The sequence below is a fragment of the Lysinibacillus sp. NPDC094177 genome, assembly GCF_050279145.1.
In the GTDB taxonomy this organism is placed as follows: Bacteria; Bacillota; Bacilli; order Bacillales_A; family Planococcaceae; genus Lysinibacillus.
This window is the reverse complement of sequence record NZ_JBNNTW010000007.1, coordinates 174679-199811: the sequence shown is the minus strand read 5'-3', so window position 1 is coordinate 199811 and position 25133 is coordinate 174679. Positions and strand designations below refer to the sequence as shown.

25 protein-coding genes are annotated in these 25133 nt (G+C 36.2%); 14 read left to right on the top strand and 11 right to left on the bottom strand.

What is annotated here, in order from left to right; translation table 11 throughout:
- Positions 1 to 343: 343 nt before the first annotated feature.
- From ACQKNC_RS13850 to ACQKNC_RS13840, 3 genes are all read right to left on the bottom strand, one after another.
- Positions 344 to 1135 (bottom strand): GNAT family N-acetyltransferase, encoded by a 792-nt coding sequence (locus ACQKNC_RS13850; RefSeq protein ID WP_427425412.1) that lies wholly within the window; start codon positions 1133 to 1135, stop codon positions 344 to 346.
- Positions 1128 to 2927 (bottom strand): ribosomal protection-like ABC-F family protein, encoded by a 1800-nt coding sequence (abc-f, locus tag ACQKNC_RS13845; RefSeq protein ID WP_427425411.1) that lies wholly within the window; start codon positions 2925 to 2927, stop codon positions 1128 to 1130. The genes ACQKNC_RS13850 and abc-f overlap by 8 nt, the downstream gene beginning before the upstream one ends.
- Before the next feature lie 103 nt (positions 2928 to 3030).
- Positions 3031 to 3171 (bottom strand): RAxF-45 family protein, encoded by a 141-nt coding sequence (locus ACQKNC_RS13840; RefSeq protein ID WP_427425410.1) that lies wholly within the window; start codon positions 3169 to 3171, stop codon positions 3031 to 3033.
- 254 nt (positions 3172 to 3425) lie between these two features.
- Between ACQKNC_RS13840 and ACQKNC_RS13835 the strand changes: the two genes are divergently transcribed.
- A complete protein-coding gene (locus tag ACQKNC_RS13835; RefSeq protein ID WP_427425409.1) occupies positions 3426 to 5120 on the top strand; it encodes a methyl-accepting chemotaxis protein in 1695 nt (564 codons plus the stop codon).
- Positions 5121 to 5179: 59 nt separating this feature from the next.
- Here ACQKNC_RS13835 and ACQKNC_RS13830 read toward each other — a convergent pair whose 3' ends face one another.
- Complete coding sequence (locus tag ACQKNC_RS13830) at positions 5180 to 6208, bottom strand: AbrB family transcriptional regulator (protein WP_427425408.1); 1029 nt, start codon at positions 6206 to 6208, stop codon at positions 5180 to 5182.
- A gap of 229 nt (positions 6209 to 6437) precedes the next feature.
- Between ACQKNC_RS13830 and ACQKNC_RS13825 the strand changes: the two genes are divergently transcribed.
- The 6 genes from ACQKNC_RS13825 (at position 6438) to ACQKNC_RS13800 (ending at position 10331) form a co-directional block, all read left to right on the top strand.
- Positions 6438 to 6887 (top strand): LytTR family DNA-binding domain-containing protein, encoded by a 450-nt coding sequence (locus ACQKNC_RS13825; protein ID WP_053482631.1) that lies wholly within the window; start codon positions 6438 to 6440, stop codon positions 6885 to 6887.
- A 1-nt stretch (position 6888) separates the two neighbouring features.
- The gene (locus tag ACQKNC_RS13820; protein WP_427425407.1) at positions 6889 to 7293 is read left to right on the top strand and encodes a DUF3021 domain-containing protein; all 405 of its coding nucleotides are present in this window, start codon (positions 6889 to 6891) and stop codon (positions 7291 to 7293) included.
- Between the two features lie 5 nt (positions 7294 to 7298).
- On the top strand, positions 7299 to 8219 hold the full coding sequence (locus ACQKNC_RS13815) for an ATP-binding cassette domain-containing protein (RefSeq protein ID WP_427425406.1): 921 nt from the start codon (positions 7299 to 7301) through the stop codon (positions 8217 to 8219).
- The gene (locus ACQKNC_RS13810; protein ID WP_427425405.1) at positions 8219 to 9094 is read left to right on the top strand and encodes an ABC transporter permease; all 876 of its coding nucleotides are present in this window, start codon (positions 8219 to 8221) and stop codon (positions 9092 to 9094) included. Before ACQKNC_RS13815 ends, ACQKNC_RS13810 begins: the two co-directional genes overlap by 1 nt.
- 123 nt (positions 9095 to 9217) lie before the next feature.
- Positions 9218 to 9973 (top strand): DUF2087 domain-containing protein, encoded by a 756-nt coding sequence (locus ACQKNC_RS13805; RefSeq protein ID WP_427425404.1) that lies wholly within the window; start codon positions 9218 to 9220, stop codon positions 9971 to 9973.
- A 16-nt stretch (positions 9974 to 9989) separates the two neighbouring features.
- A complete protein-coding gene (locus ACQKNC_RS13800; protein WP_427425403.1) occupies positions 9990 to 10331 on the top strand; it encodes a GIY-YIG nuclease family protein in 342 nt (113 codons plus the stop codon).
- A 293-nt stretch (positions 10332 to 10624) separates the two neighbouring features.
- Here the strand turns inward: ACQKNC_RS13800 and ACQKNC_RS13795 are convergent, their stop codons facing one another.
- The 3 genes from ACQKNC_RS13795 to ACQKNC_RS13785 form a co-directional block, all read right to left on the bottom strand.
- Positions 10625 to 10984, bottom strand: a complete 360-nt coding sequence (locus tag ACQKNC_RS13795) for an MmcQ/YjbR family DNA-binding protein (RefSeq protein WP_427425402.1) — start codon at positions 10982 to 10984, stop codon at positions 10625 to 10627.
- A gap of 171 nt (positions 10985 to 11155) precedes the next feature.
- Positions 11156 to 11971, bottom strand: coding sequence for a YitT family protein (locus ACQKNC_RS13790; protein ID WP_427425401.1), 816 nt, complete (start codon positions 11969 to 11971; stop codon positions 11156 to 11158).
- 113 nt (positions 11972 to 12084) lie between these two features.
- Positions 12085 to 13410: a M48 family metallopeptidase gene (locus ACQKNC_RS13785; protein ID WP_427425442.1), complete on the bottom strand. Its 1326-nt coding sequence runs from the start codon at positions 13408 to 13410 to the stop codon at positions 12085 to 12087.
- A 403-nt stretch (positions 13411 to 13813) separates the two neighbouring features.
- Between ACQKNC_RS13785 and ACQKNC_RS13780 the strand changes: the two genes are divergently transcribed.
- The 5 genes from ACQKNC_RS13780 (at position 13814) to ACQKNC_RS13760 (ending at position 18782) form a co-directional block, all read left to right on the top strand.
- Complete coding sequence (locus ACQKNC_RS13780; protein WP_427425400.1) at positions 13814 to 14263, top strand: PTS sugar transporter subunit IIA; 450 nt, start codon at positions 13814 to 13816, stop codon at positions 14261 to 14263.
- Between the two features lie 5 nt (positions 14264 to 14268).
- Positions 14269 to 14532, top strand: coding sequence for a PTS sugar transporter subunit IIB (locus tag ACQKNC_RS13775; RefSeq protein WP_427425399.1), 264 nt, complete (start codon positions 14269 to 14271; stop codon positions 14530 to 14532).
- Between the two features lie 48 nt (positions 14533 to 14580).
- The gene (locus ACQKNC_RS13770; protein ID WP_427425398.1) at positions 14581 to 15849 is read left to right on the top strand and encodes a PTS ascorbate transporter subunit IIC; all 1269 of its coding nucleotides are present in this window, start codon (positions 14581 to 14583) and stop codon (positions 15847 to 15849) included.
- Positions 15850 to 16137: 288 nt separating this feature from the next.
- Positions 16138 to 17124: a BMP family lipoprotein gene (locus ACQKNC_RS13765; RefSeq protein ID WP_427425397.1), complete on the top strand. Its 987-nt coding sequence runs from the start codon at positions 16138 to 16140 to the stop codon at positions 17122 to 17124.
- Positions 17121 to 18782, top strand: a complete 1662-nt coding sequence (locus ACQKNC_RS13760) for a methyl-accepting chemotaxis protein (RefSeq protein WP_427425396.1) — start codon at positions 17121 to 17123, stop codon at positions 18780 to 18782. Before ACQKNC_RS13765 ends, ACQKNC_RS13760 begins: the two co-directional genes overlap by 4 nt.
- Positions 18783 to 18876: 94 nt before the next feature.
- Here the strand turns inward: ACQKNC_RS13760 and ACQKNC_RS13755 are convergent, their stop codons facing one another.
- Positions 18877 to 19635: an SDR family NAD(P)-dependent oxidoreductase gene (locus tag ACQKNC_RS13755; RefSeq protein ID WP_427425395.1), complete on the bottom strand. Its 759-nt coding sequence runs from the start codon at positions 19633 to 19635 to the stop codon at positions 18877 to 18879.
- A 161-nt stretch (positions 19636 to 19796) separates the two neighbouring features.
- On the opposite strand from ACQKNC_RS13755, the gene ACQKNC_RS13750 reads away from it, so the two are divergent.
- A complete protein-coding gene (locus ACQKNC_RS13750; RefSeq protein WP_427425394.1) occupies positions 19797 to 20996 on the top strand; it encodes an AraC family transcriptional regulator in 1200 nt (399 codons plus the stop codon).
- 136 nt (positions 20997 to 21132) lie between these two features.
- Here ACQKNC_RS13750 and ACQKNC_RS13745 read toward each other — a convergent pair whose 3' ends face one another.
- From ACQKNC_RS13745 to ACQKNC_RS13735, 3 genes are read right to left on the bottom strand one after another with little or no spacing between them, the layout of a single operon-like run.
- Complete coding sequence (locus ACQKNC_RS13745; RefSeq protein ID WP_427425393.1) at positions 21133 to 21429, bottom strand: hypothetical protein; 297 nt, start codon at positions 21427 to 21429, stop codon at positions 21133 to 21135.
- A complete protein-coding gene (locus tag ACQKNC_RS13740; RefSeq protein WP_427425392.1) occupies positions 21411 to 22409 on the bottom strand; it encodes an anti sigma factor C-terminal domain-containing protein in 999 nt (332 codons plus the stop codon). The genes ACQKNC_RS13745 and ACQKNC_RS13740 overlap by 19 nt, the downstream gene beginning before the upstream one ends.
- Entirely contained in the window at positions 22402 to 22890 is a 489-nt protein-coding gene (locus tag ACQKNC_RS13735; protein ID WP_427425391.1) for a sigma-70 family RNA polymerase sigma factor, read from the bottom strand. The genes ACQKNC_RS13740 and ACQKNC_RS13735 overlap by 8 nt, the downstream gene beginning before the upstream one ends.
- A 293-nt stretch (positions 22891 to 23183) precedes the next feature.
- Between ACQKNC_RS13735 and ACQKNC_RS13730 the strand changes: the two genes are divergently transcribed.
- A complete protein-coding gene (locus tag ACQKNC_RS13730; RefSeq protein WP_427425390.1) occupies positions 23184 to 25121 on the top strand; it encodes an ATP-binding cassette domain-containing protein in 1938 nt (645 codons plus the stop codon).
- Positions 25122 to 25133 lie beyond the last annotated feature (12 nt).

Sequence of the window (25133 nt, the reverse complement as noted above, 5' to 3'; positions counted from 1 at the left end):
AATAGTCGATACTATTCAGGATTGCTTCTTTTATCATAATAAAGATTTTTACCACTTTATCCTCTGACAAGCTTTGTTCGTATACGGTTTGAAACATACTCTACGACTAAAATAAGCAATATTAGCCCCAATAAAATTGCTCCTACCTCTGACCACTTCTAACCATTCATAGCAAAAATAAGTGGCGCTCCTATTCCATTTTAAAACATCCAACCATTCATGCAAAATGTAATAACAATTGGCAAATAACGTTCCAGCTTTTAATAAAAAAAAAATTTCGTTATGCTCCTATAAGGATTGCTGTCCCTCTGGAGTATAGCGAAATTTTTTTCTTTCATCCTAATTAGGAATCTTGTCGTATTTGATTTATGCTTTTTCCTTCAGTAAAGGCATGAATTGATTTTATTTTACCTACTGATTTGAAATTTGCCTTGTCATAGACCTTGGCAACCTGCTCATTGATAGGCAAAATCCAGAGGTATTCTAACCCCTGCTTTATCGACTCTTGCTGAATATGCTGCAGAATATATCCAATCAATCCTCGTCCTCGATGGCTTTCAAGTGTGGCTACACTCTCAACTCTCCCTTGATTTCCTGAGACAAAAATATTAGCAGTACAGCAAGCTTTGCCATCTAATCTTAATAAATAATACGTAAACTGTGGTGAATGATATGTTTGCTCAAAAGCTTGTTTAATTAATGCAGGCTCCCCAAATGTAGAAATGCTCATTTCTACAGCTAATGCTTCCTCCATATTGGCATCTGTTACAAGTTCAATTTGCATGGCTGGATTATGTGATAATTGCGAGTATTCACCATTCCAACACTGTACGTCATCAGTAAAACTTTCATGTTGAAAGCCATGATTCTCTAACACTTCTATGCATGACTGATTTTCTTCCAAGTTGTATAAATACAATCTTGGGATGAGAGATTTTGACTGATAAAAATTTTTTATTTTCTTTAAAAACATATCTGGCTCGGTAATCTTCTTCCAAATGTGTGCATGATTAGCGTCGTAATATGTTGGCATTTCCTTATTATAAAATAATACTCCTTCGTGACATGTTTCCATCTCACTAAAACTTTTAATATAATCAATATCTAACTGCATGATGTGCTCAATTTTATGCATGCTCTGTTCCTCCCTCAATCCAGCTTTCATATAAATCCTCTAACTGCTGTTCAAGCTTTTGACGTTGCTCCTTAGCAAGTGTGGGCTCTTTTAATTTCATTTCGAGCTTTTCAATTTGTTCTTCAATCGGAATCTCTTTTTTAGCAGCATAGGACTTTTCAGTCACTTCTTTTATAACTGGTTCTTTTACTATTTCTAAGCGTTTTTGTCTTGCCCATTCATAATCACCTTCAAATACTTGAATCGCTTCATGCTCAATCCATGCAACTTTTGTAAATATCTTTTGTAAAAAATAACGGTCATGTGAGACGCCAATAATGGTCCCTTCAAAGGACTCCAGTGTATCCTCCAATACCTCTCTCGCTTCAATGTCTAAATGATTGGTTGGCTCATCCAGCATCAATAAATTAATATCCTCATGCATTAACTGTGCTAGACGTAAGCGCATCTTTTCACCGCCACTTAAATCCTTCACTTTTTTAAAAACGTCATAGCCATAAAATAAAAACTGAGCAAGAATATGGCGTGCTTCAGCCTCTGACACAGAGACGCTCTCACGGAAGGCATCTATTAAACGAATAGCAGGATTTTTATGCTCAAATTGCTGTGAAAGGTAGCCAATTTTTACACTGTTGCCGACATGACAAGCACCTTCATTAGGTTCAACCTCACCTAACATCATTTTTAATAAAGTTGATTTTCCACTTCCATTACCACCCACAATCGCCAATCGTTCTCCGAAGTAAACCGCTAAATTACTTTCCTTAAATAATGGTTTCTCAAATGCATGGCTAATACCCTTCATTTGTACAACCTCTTTACCACTACGTTCAGCCATCATTAAGGCTAAATTCATTTTCTTTTTCGTTGAGGGCTTCTTCACACGCTCTATCCGTGCTAGTGCTTTTTCCATACTTTTAGCACGTCGATGTAAGCCAGCATTTGGCGGATTCGCTTCATTTGCCCATTGCCTTAGGCGCTTAATTGTTTCCTGCATTTTTTTAATTTTCTTTTGTTGTTCTTCATATTGAGCAAATTGCTGTTCAAGCTTAGCTTCCTTTTGTTCAACAAATGCATCGTAATTGCCAATATACGTAAATGCTTCTCCATCTTCAATTTCAATTATTTTTTGAGCCATTTGATTCATAAAATGACGATCATGTGATACTACAATAACAATTCCTGCAAAGTTTCGGACATAATATTCTAGCCATTCAATTGCCTGCATATCTAAATGATTCGTCGGTTCATCTAATAGCAAAATAGTAGGATTACTTAAAAGGATTTGCCCAAGCATCACCTTCGTTTTCTCCCCACCGCTTAAGCTACTAAAGGGCTGCTCAAGCAAAGGTGTAATACCTAGACCATTTGCAATCATCGCTAATTGTGCATCAATTTCATAGCCGCCCTGCAACATAAACTGTTCCTGCACATGACCATATTGCTGGAGCACCTTATCTGTTACAGCTAACTGCATTTCCTGCTCAAGCTTTGTCATTTTTGCCTTTAATGCATAGATTTCCGCAAATGCTTCCTCTAGAACTTCCTTCACAGAGAACATAGGATAATGTGGAATTTGATGTAAATAACCAATCGTCGCTTCCTTGCTTTTTATGATTCGTCCCTTATCTGGCATATCCAAACCAGCTAATAACTGTAATAAAGTCGTTTTCCCGCTGCCGTTCACGCCAACAATAGCAACATGCTCTCCTGTATTTACTTCTAATTGAAGCCCTTCAAATAAAATATTTCCACCAATAATTTTTTGTATTTGTTCAGCTTTAATTTGCATCGTTTTTTCCTCCATGAAACGTGCGAAAAACATCTATAGACACAAAAAAAGACTGCTCGATTAACAAGCAGTCTTTTCCTCATTAGTTTGTGAAAAAGAATGGTTAATCCGCTACGTTTGATATTTGATTTTGCTTAAAAATGGACAGACCTATCCCGTTGTTCGCAAAATCGAAAGTAATCACACGTGCAAAATACATAGCTGTATCCACTTTTACACATGTTTTCGTAGCGTTTTTATTCATTCCTTTTCACCTCCGTTCATCATAGTTAAATATATAATACCATAATTCAGGAAATTTGGAAAAGAAAAAAATTTATACTTTCAAATTTTTATGAATATACGAAAATCGCCACTAGCCATAAACTAATATAAAAATAGAAATGTTTTCCTAAATTAATTCGTTATTTAGTCATTTTTACGCGAATATACGATAAATATTCATGATATATTAGTCTTACTTTATATTTATGAGGGTAAAAATACGGAGGAACATTTATGAAAAAATTAAGTATGCAAAACAAAATGAGCTTATTAATTGTCGCAATCATTGCATTCGTAATTATTGCAATCGGTCTAGTCAATACAAACGAAATGAAAACAACATTGCAAGCAGAATATAATACTCGTCTCACTCAAATTTTTGATTTAAGCGTACATAATTTGGATCAAACATTGCCAGGCAAATGGCATTTAAAAAATGGGGATCTTTACAAGGGAGATGCTAAAGTAGCTAACGAAACAGCTATCATTGATAAATTAGGTGAATTATCTCAAGCAGCAATTACTATTTTTGCTCATGATACACGTATTAATACAAATATTGTAGTGGATGGAAAGCGTGCGATTGGGACAACCGCTGATCCTAAAGTAGTAGAAACTGTGTTAACGCAAGGTAAAAGTTATACAGGTACAGCTGAAGTTGTCGGCGAACCCTATTTAACAAAATATGAGCCCATTAAAAATGCGAGTGGGGAAACAATTGGTATGATATTTGCAGGAGTGCCTTCTTCTGAAATTGATGCAGTGGCTCAAAAAATGCTACTTAAAATGGGTTTCCTTACAATTATTGCAGCCATTATCGCTGTTTTTGCAGGTATTTTATTCGTACGAGGGATTGTTAAGCCTTTAAAGCATTTAAACACTCAACTCGAAACAATTTCAGCTGGGAAGGGTGATTTAACACAGGAGCTTGTTGTCAAGTCTAAGGATGAAATCGGTGAACTCGCAAATTCCTTCAATGCTATGCTCGCCACATTACGTAAAATGATGCAGCAAGTCGATAAAACAGCAAATCAAGTATCTGCCTCATCAGCTGAATTATCTGCAACAGCGGGCTCTACAACATCAACAACTGAAAATTTAACGGCCAATATGCAAGACCTAGCGAGTGGAGCAAGTACACAAAAACATAGTGCTAATGAAAATGTGGAAGCTATGCAGGATATAGCAGGAGGTATTCAACTAGTAACTGAAACAAATAGCGAGGTTTCATCTTATGCATCTGATGCCTTTGTTACCGCTAAGCACGGTGAGGAGACGGCGCAGAAGATGCAAGTACAAATGCGTGCTATGACAGCGGCCGTGCAAGACAGTGCAAATTCTATCACGTCTCTTGATTCATATGCCAACAAAATTGGCGAAATTGTTGAGGTTATTCACGCAATAGCTGACCAAACTAATTTACTTGCGCTCAATGCATCCATAGAGGCAGCACGTGCTGGAGAACATGGTAAAGGCTTTGCGGTTGTAGCTGAAGAAGTTCGTAAACTAGCGGAACAATCGAAAACATCAGCGGCAGAAATTACTGATACCATTCATACGATGCAGCAGCTAACAAAGGAAGCAAGTGAGCATATGCAACAAAGTGAACAGGAAGCCGCTTCAAGTGCAGAAATTGTTCATACAACAAGTATCGCTTTTGAAGACATTACATCCAAGGTTTTACAAGTAACGAATAAAATCCAAGAGGTTTCAAGTATTGCCGAAGAGCTCTATGCACGAATCGAACAAGCTAATGCTTCCACACAAATTATGGCTGAAATTGCAGTAGACGCACGAGAGCAATCAAAAGTAGTTACACAAATTGCAGAAGCAAATCTTGAATCCATGGAGGATATCAAAACAGCAGCCTCACAGCTTACTTATAATGCAGAGACACTACAAGATTTAATCCATCAGTTTAAATATTAAAGCTTGTTCATATCTTTTTATTTCCTAATTTAAAGAGGCTGAGAAAATCATCAGCCTCTTTATGTTTTCACTTTTCTCACAAATATTTTAACAAACGGTACGAGGAAAACGGATACGACCAGCACTCGGAATAGCTGAAATGCAGTAACGATTGTCACATTTGCATGAACAGAAGCGGCGATAATCCCCATTTGATCAAGCCCGCCTGGTACGATACTTAAAAAGCCTGATCGGAAATCAAGGCTGTAAAAACTCTTCATAACAAACGTTAACCCATAAGCTGCGCCAACAAAAATACCCGCTGATACAAAAGCGTAAAATACATGCTTCTTCGATAAATGCAAATCCTCTTTTTTCAATAAAAGTCCGATGTAAATGCCTAGCATTAGTTGCGCAATATGAAGTAGTGACAATGGCAATTTCGGTACATCAATCCCTGCTATATTTATGCCCATCAATAAAAACACTGGACCAAGCATATAGCCTGTCGGAATTTTTGCCTTTTGCGCTAGCCCCCCTGCTACTCCACACACAGCAAGTAACCCAATTAGGCTCCATGTATACGCTCCGTTGACAACTACACCCGTTCCTCCAGAGCCTGACACCATTAATGGCACAAAGCCGACAATTAAAAGAACCCTTAATATTTGGAAGAACGTAATGACGACCATATCCATATCCCCCTGCTCCTCGGCAAAGGCAATAACCTGTGACATGCCACCAGGTACACAGCATGTCAATGCGGTCGCAAAATCTAAATCTGCACGTTTTGCAACTAAATAACTAATACCAAAAAACAATACAATAAATAATACGTTTAAAACAATCATACTTCCTATAAATTGTTTAATATCCTGCACCGCTTCGGGTGTAAATGCAAAACCAATGGAATAACCCGCAACGATTAAACCAAAATTACGGAAATATTTATGCCATTTCAATTGTACTTTCGTCGATAACTGAACAATTAGTACCGCCGCAATAGCTCCAAGTAACCATGGCATCGGAATATGTAATACATTAAATAAAATCGCACCTGTTAAACCTATACATAATGTAATTAACATGTGCTTGTCAAAAATAAACATAGAAGCAACCCCTCGTGATTGTATCATTCTATTATGCCGTGAACCTCCTTGTTTTTCTACTTCATCACTTTTTTGCAAGGTCATATATCGCTAAAATTGAACCTCTTATCTATAAAATTTAACCTCTTATCCAAGATTTTCTCCAAGCCAAAATTTTCTATGCTACATTATTATTACCTGATTCAGTGTTTCTCCGTAGCGGAGATATGTAAAGGAGGCCTCCTATGAAATGAAAATTCATTTAACAATCAATAGTGCATTAGAAGAAACTGAGGTTCATATACATGCAAAGGAATATAACGAGCAAATTGAGCGACTGATGAAGCAACTACAAACTTCACAAACGACAATGTTAGATGGCTACTTTCAACAGGAAATTCATATGCTAAAAATTTCAGATATTTACTCCATTTACGCAGAGGGTGCAAAAGTATTTTTGCAGACAGAGGAACAGGAATTCGAAACGAAGCGTAAATTGTATGAGCTGGAAGCACAATTAGCGAAAGACTTTGCCCGAGTCAGTAAATCGACACTCGTTAACATTAATAAAATTGCCTCTATTCAGATGGGGAAAATCGGTACAACAGAACTGATATTAGAAAACGATGTGTCCGTCCATGTTAGTCGCAAATATTTAAAAGAATTAAAACACCACTTAGGTATTGGGAGGGACTCATAATATGAAATTTATTCGCATGATGATTATCGGACTACTCATATCACTAAGCTCTTCCTACGTTTTAGTAACATTAAGCGTCATATCTAATAACGCTGTAATGTCAGGATCGGAATTACTTGAACAAATTATCATCGCAGCCATACTTGGAGCTGTAATTGGTTTGCTGTCCATCATTTTTGATATCGAGCGTTTACCTTTTATTATTCAGCTTATTCTACATTTAATTGCAGTTACTCTGTGCGTTATGATTGCAGGCTATTTCGGGCGTTGGTTTGAACATTCTGGCATTAAGTATGTTCTTATAAGTGAAGCTATTATTTACTTAATAGTTTGGTGCATCCTTTATGTACTTCAAAAAAATGATATTGAAAAAATCAATTATGAAATTCAAAAAAGAAAGGAATAAACCACATGACTTTTGCTATACAAGTTGAAAATCTATGTAAGCAATATGGCGATCATCAGGCCGTAAAGGGTATTTCATTTACAGTTAAGCAAGGCTCCCTCTTCGCCTTTTTAGGTGCGAATGGTGCAGGGAAATCAACGACCATTGAAATACTCTGTACATTATTAAAAAAATCAAGCGGTACTGTAAAAATTAATGGCTATACACTTGATGCAAGCAATGACAATGCGGAAATTCGAAAATCCATTGGTGTAGTATTCCAGCAAAGTTTACTAGATGAACGATTAACAGTGCGGGAAAATATACTTCACCGTGGTAAAACATATGGCTTATCGAAAAAACAATTGACCGATAATTATCAATTCGTTTCAACATACTTGCATTTAGAAGATATCGAAAAGCGCAGATACGGAACGTTATCAGGTGGTCAAAAAAGGCGTGCTGATATTGCTCGAGCCCTTATCCATCGACCAAATATATTGTTTTTAGATGAACCGACGACTGGGCTTGATCCACAAACGCGTCAATTCGTTTGGCAAGCAATTAAACAACTTCAGCTAGAGACAAACATGACTGTTTTTTTAACAACACATTATATGGAGGAAGCGGCAGTCGCTCATCAAGTCATCGTCTTAAAAGAAGGAGAAATTGTTGCTGAAGGTACACCTGATGAACTTAAAACAAAATACGCCTATGATTCAATGGCAATGGTTTTTCATAATAGTTCTGAAGGGATACAGTGGCTCGAGGAAAATGCCATCTCCTATACAGAAAATCTAGGTATTTTCTCCATCCGAGTCGAATCGACACTTCATGCTTTAACGCTATTAAAAAAAGCGGAGTCGCTTATTGCTTCATTTGAAGTAATCAAAGGTACTATGGATGATGTCTTTCTTCATATTATGGCCGAGGGAGGTGCAGCTTAATGGAAGCATTATTTAGCTTAGTACAACGAAATAACAAGGTTTTTAGACGTGATAAAACACAAGTCTTCTATTCGTTACTTTCTGTCGTTATTGTCATTATCCTTTACGCAGTATTTCTTCAAAAAATGCAAGTAAATGCAATTGAAGAAGTGACAAAGGCTACCCCAGAGTTGGTAACAATGGTCAATGAGTGGATCGTCGCTGGTTTACTCTCTATGATCGCTGTTTCTTCTACACTTGCTGCGTATGGCATTGCTGTTAGGGACCTTGAATCAAAAGCACAAGCTGATTTTCTAACAGCGCCTATCTCGCGAGCAACTATCCAATTTAGCTATGTATTGAATGCCTTGATCATTGGCTGTATCTTTTCCATTATAGCCCTTATTGGCTGTGAAATTTTTATCGTTTCAACTGGCGGTGAACTACTAAGCTTTGGGGATTTCATGAAAGTAGTAGGCTTATTATTTTTATCTGTGTTACTTGCCAGTGTTTTTAATCTCTTCCTTGTGTTACTTGCTAATACCCAACATTCATTTTCAACTCTCAGTACAATCGTCGGTACAGCACTCGGTTTCTTATGTGGCGTTTATGTACCTGTTGGTGCACTTCCAAGCTTTGCTCAAAACCTTATTATGTATTTCCCTATCAGTCATACAACTTTACTATTACGCAATGCTTTTATGGAGAGCTCAATTTCCAAGGTTTTCGAAGGTGCGCCTGCTTCACAAGTAGAAGAATACAAAAAAATGTATGGTATTGTCTATGACCTTCATGGAAATATACTAAGTACCTCAACAAGCATTATCATTATTGTCGCAACAATTATTGTGCTAGCAATCTTATCTATCATTATTTTTAAAAAGAAAAATAAATAAACACTTTCGCACATCGTTTATAAAACGATGTGTTTTTTATTGATTTTACTCAAACAATTTGTTATTTTAATAGTAAATAAGCAAACAATACGTTTTATCGTTTGTTTTTTAGGAGGATATCCAATGGATGTAAATGAATTATTCTGGCAAGCTTCAATCCATGACATAAAAAAGGGCTACTACGATGAAGCAACACACTTTACTTGTTTGCTTTGCGGGGAAAAGATTGAAAAGGGTATTATTTATCCACATGAAGGCATTCTCTACGAGGCAGAAAAATTTATGCAACATCATATTACTGCTGCTCATCAATCTGTATTTCATTATTTAAATGGCCTTAATAAAAAAATGACAGGACTAACTGATCATCAAAGTCATATTTTACGCTTATTTTATGAAGGAAAAACCGATCAAGAAATTAAAGAAGAGCTGGAAATTGGTAGTGCAACAACGATACGTCACCATCGCTTTACCCTTAAAGAAAAGGAACGACAAGCGAAAACTTTTCTTGCGATGATGGAGCTATTAAAAGAACAGGACCAAAAGGAAGATAGCTTTGTACCCATTCACAAAACAGCTACGATGGTCGACGATCGTTATAATATTACGATTTCTGAAGAGCAACAATTACTTGAAAAGTACTTTCCAAACGGTATTGGTAAAGAGCTTGTCCGCTTCCCAAAACGTGAAAAACATAAAATTGTGGTACTCCGTGCAATCACAAAGCTTTTCGATGAAAAAAAACTGTATTCAGAAAAAGAATTAAACGAAATGATTCAACCGATATATGAGGACTATGTGCAAATACGTCGCTATTTAATCGAATACGGCTTCATGGATCGACAAGAGGATGGCAGTGCTTACTGGATAAAAAAATAAGAAAGAAGGATTTCCGATGGACCATAAAAAAGAATTAAAAGAAATGTATAAAGAAATAAAAATCGAAGCTGGTGTTTTTACAATGACCAATAAACAAAATAGTAAAGTGTTTGTTGGCAGCTTCAATAATTTAAAACGCTTAAATGGCTTTCAATTTATGTTAAAAACAAATACACATACTAATAAAGAGCTACAAGCCGATTACAACACATTCGGCAAGGATGCCTTCGATATTGAAGTTGTGGAATATTTGAAGAAAAAAGAAGAAGGCTATTTCGATGCCAAAAAAGAGCTAGAAAAGCTGGAACAAAAATGGATCGACAAGCTTCAGCCATTTGATGAACGTGGATATAACTAGGTAAAGCATGGGAGCTACAAAAAAAGAATCTGTTTTCTCCGCGATTTAAATGGAGAAACTTGCAGATTCTTTTTTAATTTCATATATTGTTTTATTTCGAGGGGGGATTCACTGCTTCCGGGTATTCCTTTTCGTAGGTAGAACAAAACCAGTTGCACTAGAGCAGTTCTTTGGCTGACCCGAACACTTTTCCCTTGTACCTGATCAGTTCTTTGGTTAACCCAAGCAGTTGCACCCGAGTATATTTCTTCGCCGGCCAACCCCACTTCTTTGCGTGGGTTCGTCCTCTCACTTCATTTCTTAATTTCCTGCTGAGCTTTTTTTGTTAGCTTTCCGAAAACTAGCTCATACGAATGCTTGATTAAATTTTCGACTAACTCAATAGGCACGTCATCTACATCCATATAGATTGAGTTCCAGTGTGTTTTATTCATATAGTAGCCTGGAATAATACCTTCATAGGCTTCTCTCAACTCTTCAGCCCGATTTGGTTCGCATTTTAATGTAAGTACCGGTCTTCCAGTCGCGTCTCCGCCCATCATCCCATACATTTTACCACCAATATGATAGCGATCCGCTTGCCATTCTTCTTTGTAATCATGCGTTGTTCCATGAAGCTTTAGGCATAATGCGTGAATTGTTTCTTTGTTCATTATTTAACCCCATTTCATATCAAAATAAAAAAAACACACGTTCGATTACTTTAATTGTAATCAATAACGTGTGAAGAGGAAATATATATTTATTTTAAATCATCTACTGAGCCTCTTAGCAGCAATGAGAAAGCTGAGCGTCAGCCATAACTCGTTATTACAGGACATCCATTACTTTATACCTCTATCAAACACGCCGATGACCTCGGTAGTTTGTAATATATTGACAAAGGCTTTGGCATCCGCTTCCTTGATCATACCTTTAACATCAGCAAGCTGATAGCGTGTAATGACGGTAATTAAAACTTTTCGCCCTTCGCCTGAATAAGCACCCTTCGCATCCATTATAGTTACACCTCTATGAAGCTTTTCCAGTAACTGCTGTTTTACTTCCTCGCCCTTGCTCGTAATAATCATCATTGTCAATTTAATATGACTCGTATGAATAGTGTCGACAACCTTCCCAGTAGCATAAATTGATACGAGCGTCAGTAATGCCGCATCCCAGCTAAAAACGAATCCGGAGATAGCTACAACGATACCATTCATCGCAGAGATTAATGTACCAAGTGGAAAATCTCGTTTGCGGCTTAGCAGCATCGCTATAATATCAAAACCACCAGAAGAACCTGCCGCACGAAAAATCATACCCAACCCTAAGCCCACAATAACACCACCAAATAATGAGGCAAGAATTGGATCTTGTGTAGCTTTATAAACCGGAATAATATACAAGCTTACTGACAAGACCACTACTGAAAGAATGGTATATCCAATGAACCGCTTCCCTAGCTTCAAGACCCCTATAATAAGCAACGGCAAATTCAATAGTAAATTTAAAACCCCTGTATTCAAGGGTGTAATAATACCAAGCATGATAGCAATCCCGCTTAATCCTCCACTTAAAATCTCATGTGGAATTAACAAAAGATTATAGGCAAGGGCGACTAATATCGATGAAAGTGTAATAACGACAATATTTCGCATAACAATTCCCCTATCATTTACGAACGAGTTTTATACTTCTTTCCCTTAGAATACCCAAGTTATTCGTTCAAAAAACCTGGAGTATTGCACTAACGTAGTTAAAACAACGATATTTATTTCTTCTGATATTCTTTTTTCTGCTCCTCTTTTATCGGTACTTCTTTTAACGGCTCATCTTTATTCTCTTCTACTTTCTCCGCTACCTTATAAATACGTTCAAGCATTGGCGGATGTGTATAACGGAACCACTTTACGAGTAACTGTGGATTTACCTCACTTAAACCAGATATCGTTAGCTTCTGGAATGCAGTAACTGCAGATTCTCGATCACCCGTCAGTGAAATCGCATATTGATCTGCTCTCGTTTCTTGATACCTTGAAACATAGTTCGACAGAGGGCTTGAAGCAAATAATAAAACAGATGTTAGGAGTAAAAACAATGGATAAGAACCTATGTCACCGACCTTTTTAATTTTTAATACCTGTCCGTAACGTCCAATCAACCACCTCAAACATTTCGCTGTCAGCCATAAGCCTATCAATGTCAACAGAAGATACCCAGCAATGCCAAAATAAATATGCTTTTCAACATAGTGTCCCATTTCATGTGCCATGATAAATAATATTTCATTATCCGTTAAACGATTTAAAGTTGTATCCCATAGCACAATTCTCGAATTACTGCCAATCCCCGTTACATAGGCATTTAAGGCATTTGTTTTTTCTGCCATATTGACTTCATATACGTGCTCTGCTGGTATATTCGCCTGTGAAGCAATTGACAAAATTTTCGCCTCTAGCTCTTTATTTTTTAACGGATAAAAATCATTATACAAAGGATCGATGACTACAGGTTGAATGAACATAACAAATATTGTAAATGGAATCGTTAGAAACCATGCATATAGCCACCATCTTTTGGCACTTTTTTTGATGAGCCAATAAAGGACAGTCACGATAATAAAACTCATGCCAAAGTTGACCCAAAAATCAAGAATGCCATCTCGCATCCATGACGAAAATCCTTGTGTACTAATTCCATACGTTTTACTTAAATTGTAACGATAAAAATTGAGTGGAAATAGTACAACATATAGTAAAAGTGATAATAAGAATAAGTAACTTGCATTTTGTAACAGCTTCCATTTTGTTTGTGATGTCGCAACTTTTTCGAAATAACGTGATACACCCATAGTTAATATCATGAAATAGATTAACCATTCCAAAGGTGTAGCAACAAAGAATAGGAAGTTCCGTATTTTAGAATATTCACCACTTAAGTATAGTTCCTTTTCAGACATAAACATCATTGGATCTGCAGCTGTCCCCTGCATCGCTCGTGGTATTGTACCACCACCGCTGTGGAATATATACCAATACATACACAGCACATAAACACCGAATATAAGTAGCGCGACAATTCCCATTTTTTTCGCTATGTCATTTCCTCCCTTGTTCAACACTAAGTTCGTCCTATAGTAAGTGTAAGCTAAATTAAAAAAGTTAGAACAAATTTTTCTTTGTTTTATTTACCTTCTATTCTACTTCACACCAAAAAGAACAATGCGCTAAAGTTTCCCAAAACTTCGCGAATGAATTTTAAAGTAATTGCTCATCATATTGAACTTTTGATCAAATAGAACTTCCACCGTGCGACACTTAAGATAGAAAGATTCAGCATTTTCATCCTAAATCTTGTCTAAACAGCAAAATGAATTTTAATGTAAAAACTTCATTTTTTGATTTTTCCAAACAAAAAATATCCTCATATGACATAATTCCATAGTCAGCAATAATAACATGGAATGGGGGCTGTTTATCCCTACGAAGGGAGGGTTGTACTTGTTAACTGAGTTACTGACAAAAGATACTATACAACTTGCAAATTTTGTAAATACTTGGCAGGAAGCTATTCATTTAGCTGCTAACCCACTATTAAAGGACAATAAAATCGAAAAACGCTATATTGAGGCAATGATTCATTCCATTGAAAAACACGGACCTTATGTAGTCATTACACCAAAAGTAGCGATTCCACATGCTCGGCATACAGAAGGAGTTAACGAACTAGCTATGAGCCTATTAAGCTTACAAAAGCCTGTTATGTTTGGACCAGAAATGCCTGTTTTCTTAATTATTGTCTTAGCTGCGACCGATAGTGTGTCGCATCTGCAGGCTTTAGCTGACTTAACAAAGATTTTGCAAGAACCAAATCAAATTGACAGCATCATCGCCTGCCAGCATAAAGACGATATTATTAAAGAAATTCAACAAATTGTGGCGAAGGAGTAACCTTGATGAAAATTTTAGTAGTGTGCGGGAATGGCTTAGGTAGTAGCTTTATTATGGAATTGAATGTAAAAAAAGCGTTAACTGAACTTGGAAAAGTTGCAGAAGTAACTCATACAGATTTAGCATCTGCCAAGGCAGAAAAAGCGGATATTTATATTGGTGCAGAGGATATTGTCAATCAATTACCCGAAGAGAGAGGTCACATCGTTAGTATAGTTAATATGATGAGTATTTCAGAAATTAAATTAAAGCTTAAATCTCTGCTATAACTGATTGAATTGAACTTCATTAAAAATTGGATAGGATGAGGTGTTAATATGTTAGATGTTATTATGAATGACATTTTAGGAACACCAGCTATATTAGTCGGCCTATTCGCTTTTGTCGGTTTATTAATCCAAAAAAAGTCAGCTTCAACAGTTCTTTCTGGTACGTTAAAAACGGTTATGGGCTTTGTTATTCTCGGTGCAGGTGCAACCGTTTTAATTGGTTCTTTAAATCACTTTAGTAAAATGTTTGATCATGCATTTAATGTCCAAGGGGTTATCCTAAATAACGAAGCGATTGTAGCAGCTGCCCAAACTAGTTTCGGAACAGCTACTGCTATGATCATGGTTTTCGGTATGATTATGAACATTTTATTTGCTAGATTTACACCCTTAAAATATATATTTTTAACTGGTCATCATACATTATTTATGGCATGTTTAATCGCAGCATCACTTTCAGTCGGTGGTATGAGTGGCACACCTCTTATAATCGTTGGCTCCATTATACTTGGTCTATGTATGGTCGTATTCCCTGCCATTTTACAACCAACTGTTCGGCAAATAACCGGCAGTGATGATTTTGCCGTTGGTCATTTTGGCAGTGTTGGTTATTATGTATCTGCTAAAATTGGAAAGCTCTTTGGAAACAAAGCTAAATCGACGGAAGACATAAAAGTTCCAAAATCTCTAGTTTTTTTAAGAGATACATCTGTAGCTGTTTCCTTAACTATGAGTCTATTTTTTATTATCGTTGCTCTATTCGCAGGTCAATCCTATATTGAGGCACAATTATCTGGCGGTTCAAACTTTATCGTCTTTGCCATTATTCAAGCTATTACCTTTGCCGCTGGTGTCTATATCATTTTGGCTGGAGTGCGGATGCTGATCGCCGAAATAATTCCTGCTTTTAAAGGTATTGCAGATAAGCTCGTGCCAAACACAAAGCCTGCATTAGACTGCCCAACAATTTTTCCATTCGCTCCAAATGCAGTGATTATCGGTTTCCTGTTTAGCTTTGTGGCAGGCCTAGTATCTATGTTTATACTTCCCCTCATAGGGCTAAAAGTGATTGTACCTGGGCTTGTACCACATTTCTTCACGGGTGCGGCTGCAGGAGTATTTGGTAATGCAACTGGTGGTAGAATCGGTGCCATGGTAGGAGCATTTGCCAACGGATTAATTATTAGCTTTATCCCCGCGATTCTACTTATCTTTATGGGTGATATCGGCTACGAGGGAACTACATTTGGCGATTCAGACTTCGGCATTGTAGGAATTATAATAATAAATGTATTGAAATTATTTGGTGCAGTTTAATTTAAACAATGGGCCTCGCAAACTCTTTGCGAGGCTTTTTTAATATGCCAATAGTACTTATATCGCGATATTTTCATCTTTTTCACTATAAATATAGAGATAATCCATCAGATAACCAACTAAATAACTAGTGATTTAAAATTTGTGAGGATGATTTGAACCCATTTCCCTGTAGTAAATTGTAAAAAGTTTGATAATATTTAATGGTAAAACAAAAACGTCGTCTGACATCTGACTTAGAAAAACTTTTACCGATATAAATAATACATACAATTGGAGGTACTCATATTGAAAAAATTAATGATTGGCTTTTGTCTAATCGTTTTATTAATAGCAGGCTGTTCAACAGCTTCACCAGAAAAAGTGAAAGATAATTATAAAATTGGTATCTTACTCTCCGACGCAGGGCTTGGTGATGAATCATTTAATGACTCAGCTTTTAAAGGGCTTGAGAAAGCACGAGATGAGCTAGGTATTTTGTTTGATTATAAAGAGGCGCCTGATGGTAAGTATGAAGAGAAGCTTGAAGAACTAGTCGCAGAAAAGTATAACGTCATTATTGGTCTTGGCTTCTCTGTACAGGAAGCATTGGAAAAGACTGCGAAGAAATATCCTGATCAACAATTCGTCCTGATTGATGGGCAATCAGATGTTGCCAATATCACTTCCATAACCTTTAAAGAGCAGGAAGGGAGCTTTTTACTTGGAATGGTTGCTGCAATGACGAGTAAAACTGGAAAAATAGGATTTATTGGTGGTGCAGATGTTCCGGTTATCCATCACTTTGAAAACGGCTTTATTGAGGGAGCTAAATATTATAATCCAAATATCGAAATTATTAGTGAATATGCTGGCTCATTTGATGATACCGAGGCAGGTGCCGCAATCGCAGAACGATACATAAAAAATGGTGTAGATTTTATTTATCATGCAGCGGGCTTCACAGGCTTTGGCGCCATAAAAAAAGCTGAAGAAATGGGCATTTATGCGGCTGGAGTTGATATAGATCAATTTTATATTGCAGAAAAAACTGTCGTGACATCTATGTTAAAAAATGTCGACCAAGCTGTTTTTAAAATTGCTAAAACATTAGTTGAGGACGGAAAAATTTCAGACAAATCGTTGTCATTCGGTCTAGCTGATAATGGTGTGGGCCTTGCGGATATACGTATTATTAAACTTACGCCTGAGCAACAGAAGGCCATTGAAAAAGCAAAAGAAGATATTGTCTCGGGTAAAATAAAAGTTACTGCAGAAAAGGGGAACAGCCAGTGACACTACGAAAAAAATTATTTATGAACATACTTATTCCAATTGTCCTCGCAATGGCTATGATTGTTTTTATTATCGTTCAAACATTTGATTTACAAACAACTGCACAAGATGATACAGAACTATTACTGGCAGTGAAAGAACTTGAACAAAGTTTAGTTGTAGCGAGCCAATCATTAAATAATTACACTTATTTAGATAGTGAGGCCAATAAAAATGAAGCTCTTTCAATTTTAAAAGAAACGAAGGCAAATTTAGAAAAACTCTCAACAATTGCAAAAATATCTGAGCATAAAGCAATCATCAAAAAAATTGAGGGTAAATACGACGAGTTAGCAAAAGCTTCAGAGGCAGGATTTCTTGCTTACAATCGCGCTGAGATAAAAAAACAAGCAATAAGAATATCCGGTATATTGAACGATATGTATCTACTGAAAAAAGAAACAAATGAATGGTATAAAGAAATGAATGATTTAGCGAAGCAAAAAATTTCTTTTATTACTACAACAACAATAATAGGAAGTATCCTTCTAATTATTGCTACCATCATTTTTTCTTATGTCGCAACGAAGAGAATTACAAATCCGATTAACCGTATCGTAGATTGTGCACAATTGGTGGCTGCTGGGAATTTGACAATTGACACTGCTTCCCTTCCCTATAAGAAAGACAGTCGAAATGAAGTTGATCAACTGACTGAGAACTTTTCCAAAATGATTGTTAGTTTAAAAAGCACTGTACAATCCATTGATAATGTAGGTAAAAATGTTGGCCTATTTACAAAAGATGTCACAAGCTATATTGAAAGCGTTAACGAAGGCAGCAAACAAATTGCTACATCAACCGACGAATTGGCAAAGGGAAGCTTAACTATTTCAGAAGATATCCAGTCAACTGTTATCCTTATGAATACGATGGCAGATCAATTTACTACTGTTCAGCAGACAAGTGAACAATCAGCAGTAAACGGAAACCAGGCACTATCTGCTGTTCAAACTGGTCGTAGTTCATTAGAAAAGCAATCCACTATCGCGCAGGATATTTCATCCACTTCGATTAACATCAAAGAGGCAGTTACTCAATTCTCTCAATTCACAACAGAAATTGAAGGTGCTGCTAATGCAGTTCACACGATTGCTGATCAAACAAATCTTTTAGCATTAAATGCAGCAATCGAAGCGGCACGGGCTGGAGAAGCCGGAAAAGGTTTCGCGATTGTAGCGGAGGAAGTCAAAAAATTATCTCATGAAACAGAAAAAGCGACTTCTTTAATCTCTTCTATGGTTACACATATACAAGATGGCATTTCGATCATTCTTTCTACGGCAGAGCACGGACATCAGCTTTCAACAGAGCAATTACAATCGATGACCGATACAGAAAAGTCATTCGAGGCAATTGCAACTCATGTTTTAGACATGAATGATCAGTTACAGCACCTTACGAAGGATATGGAGCAAACAAGCGAAATGAGCCAGCAAATGAACAGTGCCATTGAAAACATTTCAGCTATTACGGAAGAAACCGCTGCAGGAACAGAAGAAATATCCGCTTCTACTCAAGAGCAGTTAGGATCATTCCAAAAAATTAGTGCAAAGGTGGCAGAACTTCAAGAAATGACGAATACATTGTCTGAAGAGTTAAAAAAATTTACATTATAATGATAAAAACTTCTTTAGGACAAATTAAAAATACAAGGTTAGAAAAGAAAATCCCGAATAACGGACAATATTCGGGATTTTTCTTTTTGAACTATTATAAAGTTAAACCACCATCAACTAGAACTATTGATCCTGTCATATAGCTAGCGCGTTCAGATGCTAAGAAAGCAACCATCTCTGCTAACTCTTCTGGTGCTGCATAACGACCCATTCTCATATTTGGGAGTTCATCTGGAACATAGCCATTTGTTTCAAACATTTCCGTTACACTATTTGTTAATGCTGTTTGAACACCACCTGGACAAATAGCATTAATGCGAATGCCTTTTTTAACGTATTCTAACGAAGCTGATTTAGTCAAACCAACGACAGCATGTTTACTTGCAGAATATGCAGCCATACTATGCTCGCTTCGAACGCCTGCTGTTGAAGCTGTATTAATGATCGAACCACTTCCTTGACCTTCCATTACTTTCAAAACATGTTTTAAGCCAAGAAATACGCCTTTTACATTGATGGACATAATACGATCATATTCAGCATCCTCAATTTCTGTAAGTGGTGAAATTTTTTGAATAACTCCTGCATTATTGAAAAATACATCGATGCGTCCAAATGTTTCAATCGCAGTATTTACATAGTTCTGTACATCTTCACTTTTCGATACATCGGCTTGAACGAAGATACCTTCGCCACCCTGCTCTTTAATCATGCTTAAAGTTTCTTCACCTGTTTCTTTGTTGAAATCAACAACTACAACTTTTGCTCCATTATTAGCAAGTTTAATACTGCTGGCTCTGCCAATACCACTTCCCGCTCCAGTTACTACTGCAATTTTATTTAAAAGATTCATACTCGATTCCCCCTTGAAATAATTAATACACTGTCTATTTTATTGCCAAATTAACGATTTTTATTGTATTATTCTACACAAAATAGTATTTTCTCATTGTATTTAGTCAAAAATATTACTGTTTCATTTTTATTATCAAAAATAGAAATGGGGTTAGAAAGATGAAAATCTCCTCAGTCGATCTTCAATATATCTGTCAGCTAATATATGAAACACATAATCTTTCTGTTTTTTATATCAATCAATTTGGAGAAATTGTTTTCGAGTGCACTTCAAAAAATTTCCAACAAAATTCACATTATGCTTCCTTAATCGATCACATTCGAGCATATCCATATCATACTACTCCAAGTGATTTCCCAATTTTTTTCTCTAACGCTGATTTTAATTTTTTCTATATTAATTTGAAGATGGGTCAGCAATTTTTAGGTTCAATCATAGTAGGCCCAGCCTTTTCTTCAGAAATGTCTGATACAAATAAAAAAAGTTTCTATAATGACGATCCACCTATACCTTTTCTCCATTACCAACAATTTTTAACAATTAGTTTATTCGTTTACTATTTTATATATCGAGAAAAATTAAACAAATCGCTGGTTATACATAACAACCAAGAATTAAAACCAATTATTACCCAAGAGGAAAATTCGATTCTGGAACTTTCAAATGCAAGAAGAAATTTTAGTGTCCATACAAATCTCTATTATGAAAAAATATTGTTAGACTATGTTAAAAATGGACGTAAGGAGAAATTAAATGAGCTGATTAACTACTCAATTGTCGGAGAAACTGAACTAGGCGTACTGTCTAAACAGAGTCACATAAGAAGTGTACAGAATCTGATGATAACAGGAATTGCTCTTATTTGTCGTGCAGCCATTGAAGGTGGTTTAAATGAAGAAACAGCATTTACGTTAAGTGATTTTTATATCCAAAAACTTGAGGATCAGGGTAACTTATTATCAATACTTTCCTTAATGGAGGAAGCCATCTACGACTTTACCGATCGCGTGTCTAAATCAAATAAAGATAAATACTCTGCGACAATCACAACTTGTCAGCATTATATTGATAATCACATCTATCGTGAAGTTACATTGGATCAGCTTGCTGAAATTTGCCATTTAAGCCCCAATTATCTATCATCTCTATTTAAAAAGGAAGTCGGCATCTCAATCAGTGAATATATTCAACAGCAACGTATTGATGAAGCAAAGAGGCTATTAACTTTCACAAATTATCCAATCTTAGATATCGGTTCTTTGTTAAATTTCACTGATCAAAGCTATTTCATTAAAATCTTTAAAAAATTCACTGGCATCACACCAAAACAGTATAGAAATGAGCACTATAATAAGTAATACGGCTGCCAAATTAAAGAGAAGGGGAAAATATCGCTAAGCCAACAATTCCACCTTCTCTTTTAAGTTTTTTCAACACATATCTCTCATTGGTTTTCCAGACCTATTGCGACATTGGAGCATTAAGCATAGTTTTTTAAGGAAACGGCGTTACTATCCATCCTAAGCCGAAAAAAATCACTGTAAATATCATAATAAATAATACAATACTTAACCCCCATAGCCCTAATGAACGACTTTTTTTTGAAAATAACGCAAGGACGCTTAGAGGGGCTGTCAGATAAATTAACAAATAGAGGTTATTAAACGTTAAATCAATATTTGTTAATAGCGTAATATTAAGTACTAGAAGTAGGCATAAACCACAAATGACGCCAAACCATCCAGCTGTTACGAATCCCTTTTCAAATCTTTTTAACGTGACCAGTTCCATAATTTCACCTCACCTACTTTTAAATATCGTACAAGACTATTCATTTTTTCCACTGATGCAATGACATCTTTTTTCGGTCCTGTTACAACAACCCCGTAAGTCTTTACGCCATGTTTATTAATGTAAGCAATACGCTCCGGCAAAGCTAAATTTTTCGCACTAGATATAGCTGTCGCAAGCTCCTCGTGCTTCTCCATTGTCTTTAAAATATCTTTAAATACTTCTTCATTTGACGCTGTATCTCGAAATGGTGACCAAGTAGAATTATCAGGTTGCACAGGGTAGCCAATTGGTGAAACAACGTCGCCATTTTTGCTTAAATTTGTTTTTTCTACACCGGTATCGACTGCAGCCCATACAACATCGACATTAGGCATTGCATCTTCAACCTCTTTAACTGTCATTAGATCAAAAAACGAAATATAAGCTTCCACAACTGTTTCATCTGGTAAACCGTCAAGCACCCGCCGTTCTCGACCAGTATCCAACTGCAAATTCCTGTTTTCAGGATGTATTAACCAAGGATTAGTTTCTGTTGGATGTTTTGGCGCAACTCTCTCTAAAGATGTTGTTACTTCTTTTTTAGATAAACTACCTAGGAAAAAACGTAAATCATAAGTATTCGCTTTATAGTCTTCCTCTCCTATACGCTTATATTGCTCAAAAGAAAGCTTCATTGAAAATGGTGAAAAGGACATATCAAACTCCATTTCTTCTAATGTCGTATTAGGCTCTGTAACATACAACGTTTTACTTGCTACTTCCATTAATGTTGTAGACTTTGTACCGAAGGCGTAATACATTAATGTCAACATAAAACTAATTGGCACAATCAATAATAACATCGTTAAAGTTGCAAAAATCAACTTTGATTTTGACGTAAAGATTGTTCTTTTAATTGCTTTTTGAAATTTACTTTGATCTTTTACATTTGCGATTTCAGCTTTGGAGCTGGCTATTAATTTTTCATAATCATCCATTTTGTTGTCTCTCCTTTTCTATTAAAATTCTCATCTTTTTTCGACCACGCAATAAATGACTTTTGAGCGTATTTAATTTTAAATCTAAAATATTTGACGCTTGCTCATAAGTACAATCATGCAGATCACACAACATAATTGTCTGCTTTTCATAAGGCGATAGCTGATCGAGTAAAGAAATTAACGAATGGAAAGATTCCTCATTTATCGCAATAGTTTCAGGTGTCATATGTGTTGATCGTTCAAGATTATTCGTAAGGTCCACACGGTGCTCTCTTCGTATGTAATCAATATGGGTATAATATGCTACTTTAAATAACCATGGTTTAATGTCTTGGACCGTATTAGAAAGTAATGTAATGTGCGCTTTATAAAATGTATCCTGCATTAAATCTTCTGCTAGTGTGGGGTTTTTACATAAGGAATATAAATACCGATAAATATCGTTTATATAGCGCAAATAAAGCTGTTCAATGTCCATCTCTTCCCACCTTTCACCTTATCCTCGTTTCAGCAATAGGAAAAGTTGCACTAAATTATTTTTTTTTGCAATTTTATCATCATTTGGATAGTATCTGAAAATTTCTTTGAAATGTCTATGTAGTAAACGTTTATATGACAATACAAAAAGTATGTAACATTCAAGCGCATTTGCTTGCTTTTGCATGCACCGATAAACTTTTCCAATAGTCACAAAAAAGTCATAAGGTAGTCATAAGGCCATCATAACCAACCATTATCATAGACAACAATTAGAAGAGATGGAGTGGTTCAATGATAGAAATTAGAAATGTTAGTAAAACCTATTATCCAGATAAATCGACCCCAATTCCTGCATTGAAAAATGTAAATTTAATGTTAGCTCACGGTGAGTTCGTTGCGATTGTAGGAGCTTCTGGCTCTGGAAAATCCACACTCCTTAACACACTTGGAGGACTGGATAAGCCAGATTCGGGTGAGGTGTATATTAATGAAACACCTATGTCAACGTTTAATGATCATCAGTATTCTGATTATCGTAAAGATAACGTCGGATTTGTGTTTCAACATTTTCACCTGATTCCTCACCTGACAGTATTGGAAAATGTAGAGTTGGCTTTAGCTATGAGCTCATATGAGAAAAAGGAAGCTCACCAAAAATGTGTACAAGCTCTTCAAGAGGTCGGCCTGGAAAAAGCGATTCACCAAAAGGCTAATGAATTGTCGGGAGGACAGCAGCAAAGAGTTGCGATTGCAAGAGCGTTGGTCAAGTCGCCAAACATCATTTTGGCTGATGAACCTACCGGTGCCTTAGATTCCCAAACCTCTCAAGAAATAATTGATTTATTAAAAAGAATTTCTGAGCAAGGCCGCTTGGTCGTTGTAGTCACCCACGATGAGGCGGTTGCTGAGCAAGCTTCAAGAATCGTTCGAGTTAAAGATGGAGAGATCATCGAGGACAGGAAACAAAGTAAACGGGATTCTGTTCAAATGGAGATACCGGAAGAACCATCACGGAAACGTGCTTTTCAACTGAAATCAGCATTTAGACTTTCTTATCATAGGATTAAGGAAAAAAGGTGGCGATATTTCCTTGTATCGATAGGCATTTCTATGGGGATTTGTGGATTTTTACTGGCTCTGGCGTTTGGGAGCGGAATAGACAACTATATACAGTATTCATCCGATAAAGTAATAGACAGTAAAAAGCTAGATTTTAAAAAAGAACAAGATTATATGGTTAGTTCCGATTATTATGAACTCAAGAAAAATGAGCATATCAAATTAGTGCAACCTGAATTCGAGCTATCGGCAAGAATTGAGAAAAAGCCGGATATTATCAGCTTTGATGTCAAGCCTTTGCATAAAGAAAAAAATAGAAACGAATACGCCTTGCCGAAGGTATTATACGGCCAACTTCCAAAAGATGAGGAGCACGGAATTGCCTTGTCAGAAAGCACAGCAAAAAAACTGCTAAAGGAAGGCGGCAAGCTGGAAGAATTAATCGGTAAAGAGATTACTATTAAATTTCTGTCCATGGACGAAATTACGAGTTATCCCTCTAGATGGGACACACAAAAGCTGAAAATTTCTGCAATTACAGAACAATCTTTTATTGGAAAAGAATATTCATATATGCCATACGATTTCCACACAGAGGTTGTTAAACGTTCAAGATTTATCGGAAAAGATTCAGAAATAACGACTAACAACTATGAAGTGTATGTCGATGATAAAAGCTCAATCGAATCAGTTGTCAACCAGTTTAAGCAAAACTATACCATTACAACACCTGAAAACGTATTGAAAGAGTTAACTAAAACATTTAAAAATATACAGCTTGCTATTACTGGGGTTTCTATGCTAATTCTATTGATTTCCTCTATTATGGTAGGAATTATTCTTTATATTAGTGTTTTAGAGCGAAGAAAAGAAATTGGTTTGTTCAAAGCAATTGGCGGTAGAAACAGAGAAGTTCGCTGGATCTTCTTTTCGGAAGCAATTTTATTGGGAGGCATGGCTTCTATCAATGGTACAGTGCTAGGCATTGTGGTTCAGGTTATTTTAAACCGTACACTAGAAGCTAAAATTCATTTCGAGCTGTTACATATAGATGTATTGACAGTACTGCTAACTATAGGATTTGGGATCGTAATTAATGTGTTGGCATGTATGATTCCAGCTAACCAAGCAGCAAAGTTGAATCCGATTCAACTGCTTAAACAGGATTAATTATTGAAAGAA

Bases quoted from the DNA above. Each gene is read 5' to 3' on its own strand.
- ACQKNC_RS13850 (WP_427425412.1), bottom strand. From the start codon at position 1,135: ATGCATAAAATTGAGCACATCATGCAGTTAGATATTGATTATATTAAA.
- abc-f (WP_427425411.1), bottom strand. From the start codon at position 2,927: ATGCAAATTAAAGCTGAACAAATACAAAAAATTATTGGTGGAAATATT.
- ACQKNC_RS13840 (WP_427425410.1), bottom strand. From the start codon at position 3,171: ATGAATAAAAACGCTACGAAAACATGTGTAAAAGTGGATACAGCTATG.
- ACQKNC_RS13835 (WP_427425409.1), top strand. From the start codon at position 3,426: ATGAAAAAATTAAGTATGCAAAACAAAATGAGCTTATTAATTGTCGCA.
- ACQKNC_RS13830 (WP_427425408.1), bottom strand. From the start codon at position 6,208: ATGTTTATTTTTGACAAGCACATGTTAATTACATTATGTATAGGTTTA.
- ACQKNC_RS13825 (WP_053482631.1), top strand. From the start codon at position 6,438: ATGAAAATTCATTTAACAATCAATAGTGCATTAGAAGAAACTGAGGTT.
- ACQKNC_RS13820 (WP_427425407.1), top strand. From the start codon at position 6,889: ATGAAATTTATTCGCATGATGATTATCGGACTACTCATATCACTAAGC.
- ACQKNC_RS13815 (WP_427425406.1), top strand. From the start codon at position 7,299: ATGACTTTTGCTATACAAGTTGAAAATCTATGTAAGCAATATGGCGAT.
- ACQKNC_RS13810 (WP_427425405.1), top strand. From the start codon at position 8,219: ATGGAAGCATTATTTAGCTTAGTACAACGAAATAACAAGGTTTTTAGA.
- ACQKNC_RS13805 (WP_427425404.1), top strand. From the start codon at position 9,218: ATGGATGTAAATGAATTATTCTGGCAAGCTTCAATCCATGACATAAAA.
- ACQKNC_RS13800 (WP_427425403.1), top strand. From the start codon at position 9,990: ATGGACCATAAAAAAGAATTAAAAGAAATGTATAAAGAAATAAAAATC.
- ACQKNC_RS13795 (WP_427425402.1), bottom strand. From the start codon at position 10,984: ATGAACAAAGAAACAATTCACGCATTATGCCTAAAGCTTCATGGAACA.
- ACQKNC_RS13790 (WP_427425401.1), bottom strand. From the start codon at position 11,971: ATGCGAAATATTGTCGTTATTACACTTTCATCGATATTAGTCGCCCTT.
- ACQKNC_RS13775 (WP_427425399.1), top strand. From the start codon at position 14,269: ATGAAAATTTTAGTAGTGTGCGGGAATGGCTTAGGTAGTAGCTTTATT.
- ACQKNC_RS13770 (WP_427425398.1), top strand. From the start codon at position 14,581: ATGTTAGATGTTATTATGAATGACATTTTAGGAACACCAGCTATATTA.
- ACQKNC_RS13755 (WP_427425395.1), bottom strand. From the start codon at position 19,635: ATGAATCTTTTAAATAAAATTGCAGTAGTAACTGGAGCGGGAAGTGGT.
- ACQKNC_RS13750 (WP_427425394.1), top strand. From the start codon at position 19,797: ATGAAAATCTCCTCAGTCGATCTTCAATATATCTGTCAGCTAATATAT.
- ACQKNC_RS13745 (WP_427425393.1), bottom strand. From the start codon at position 21,429: ATGGAACTGGTCACGTTAAAAAGATTTGAAAAGGGATTCGTAACAGCT.
- ACQKNC_RS13740 (WP_427425392.1), bottom strand. From the start codon at position 22,409: ATGGATGATTATGAAAAATTAATAGCCAGCTCCAAAGCTGAAATCGCA.
- ACQKNC_RS13735 (WP_427425391.1), bottom strand. From the start codon at position 22,890: ATGGACATTGAACAGCTTTATTTGCGCTATATAAACGATATTTATCGG.
- ACQKNC_RS13730 (WP_427425390.1), top strand. From the start codon at position 23,184: ATGATAGAAATTAGAAATGTTAGTAAAACCTATTATCCAGATAAATCG.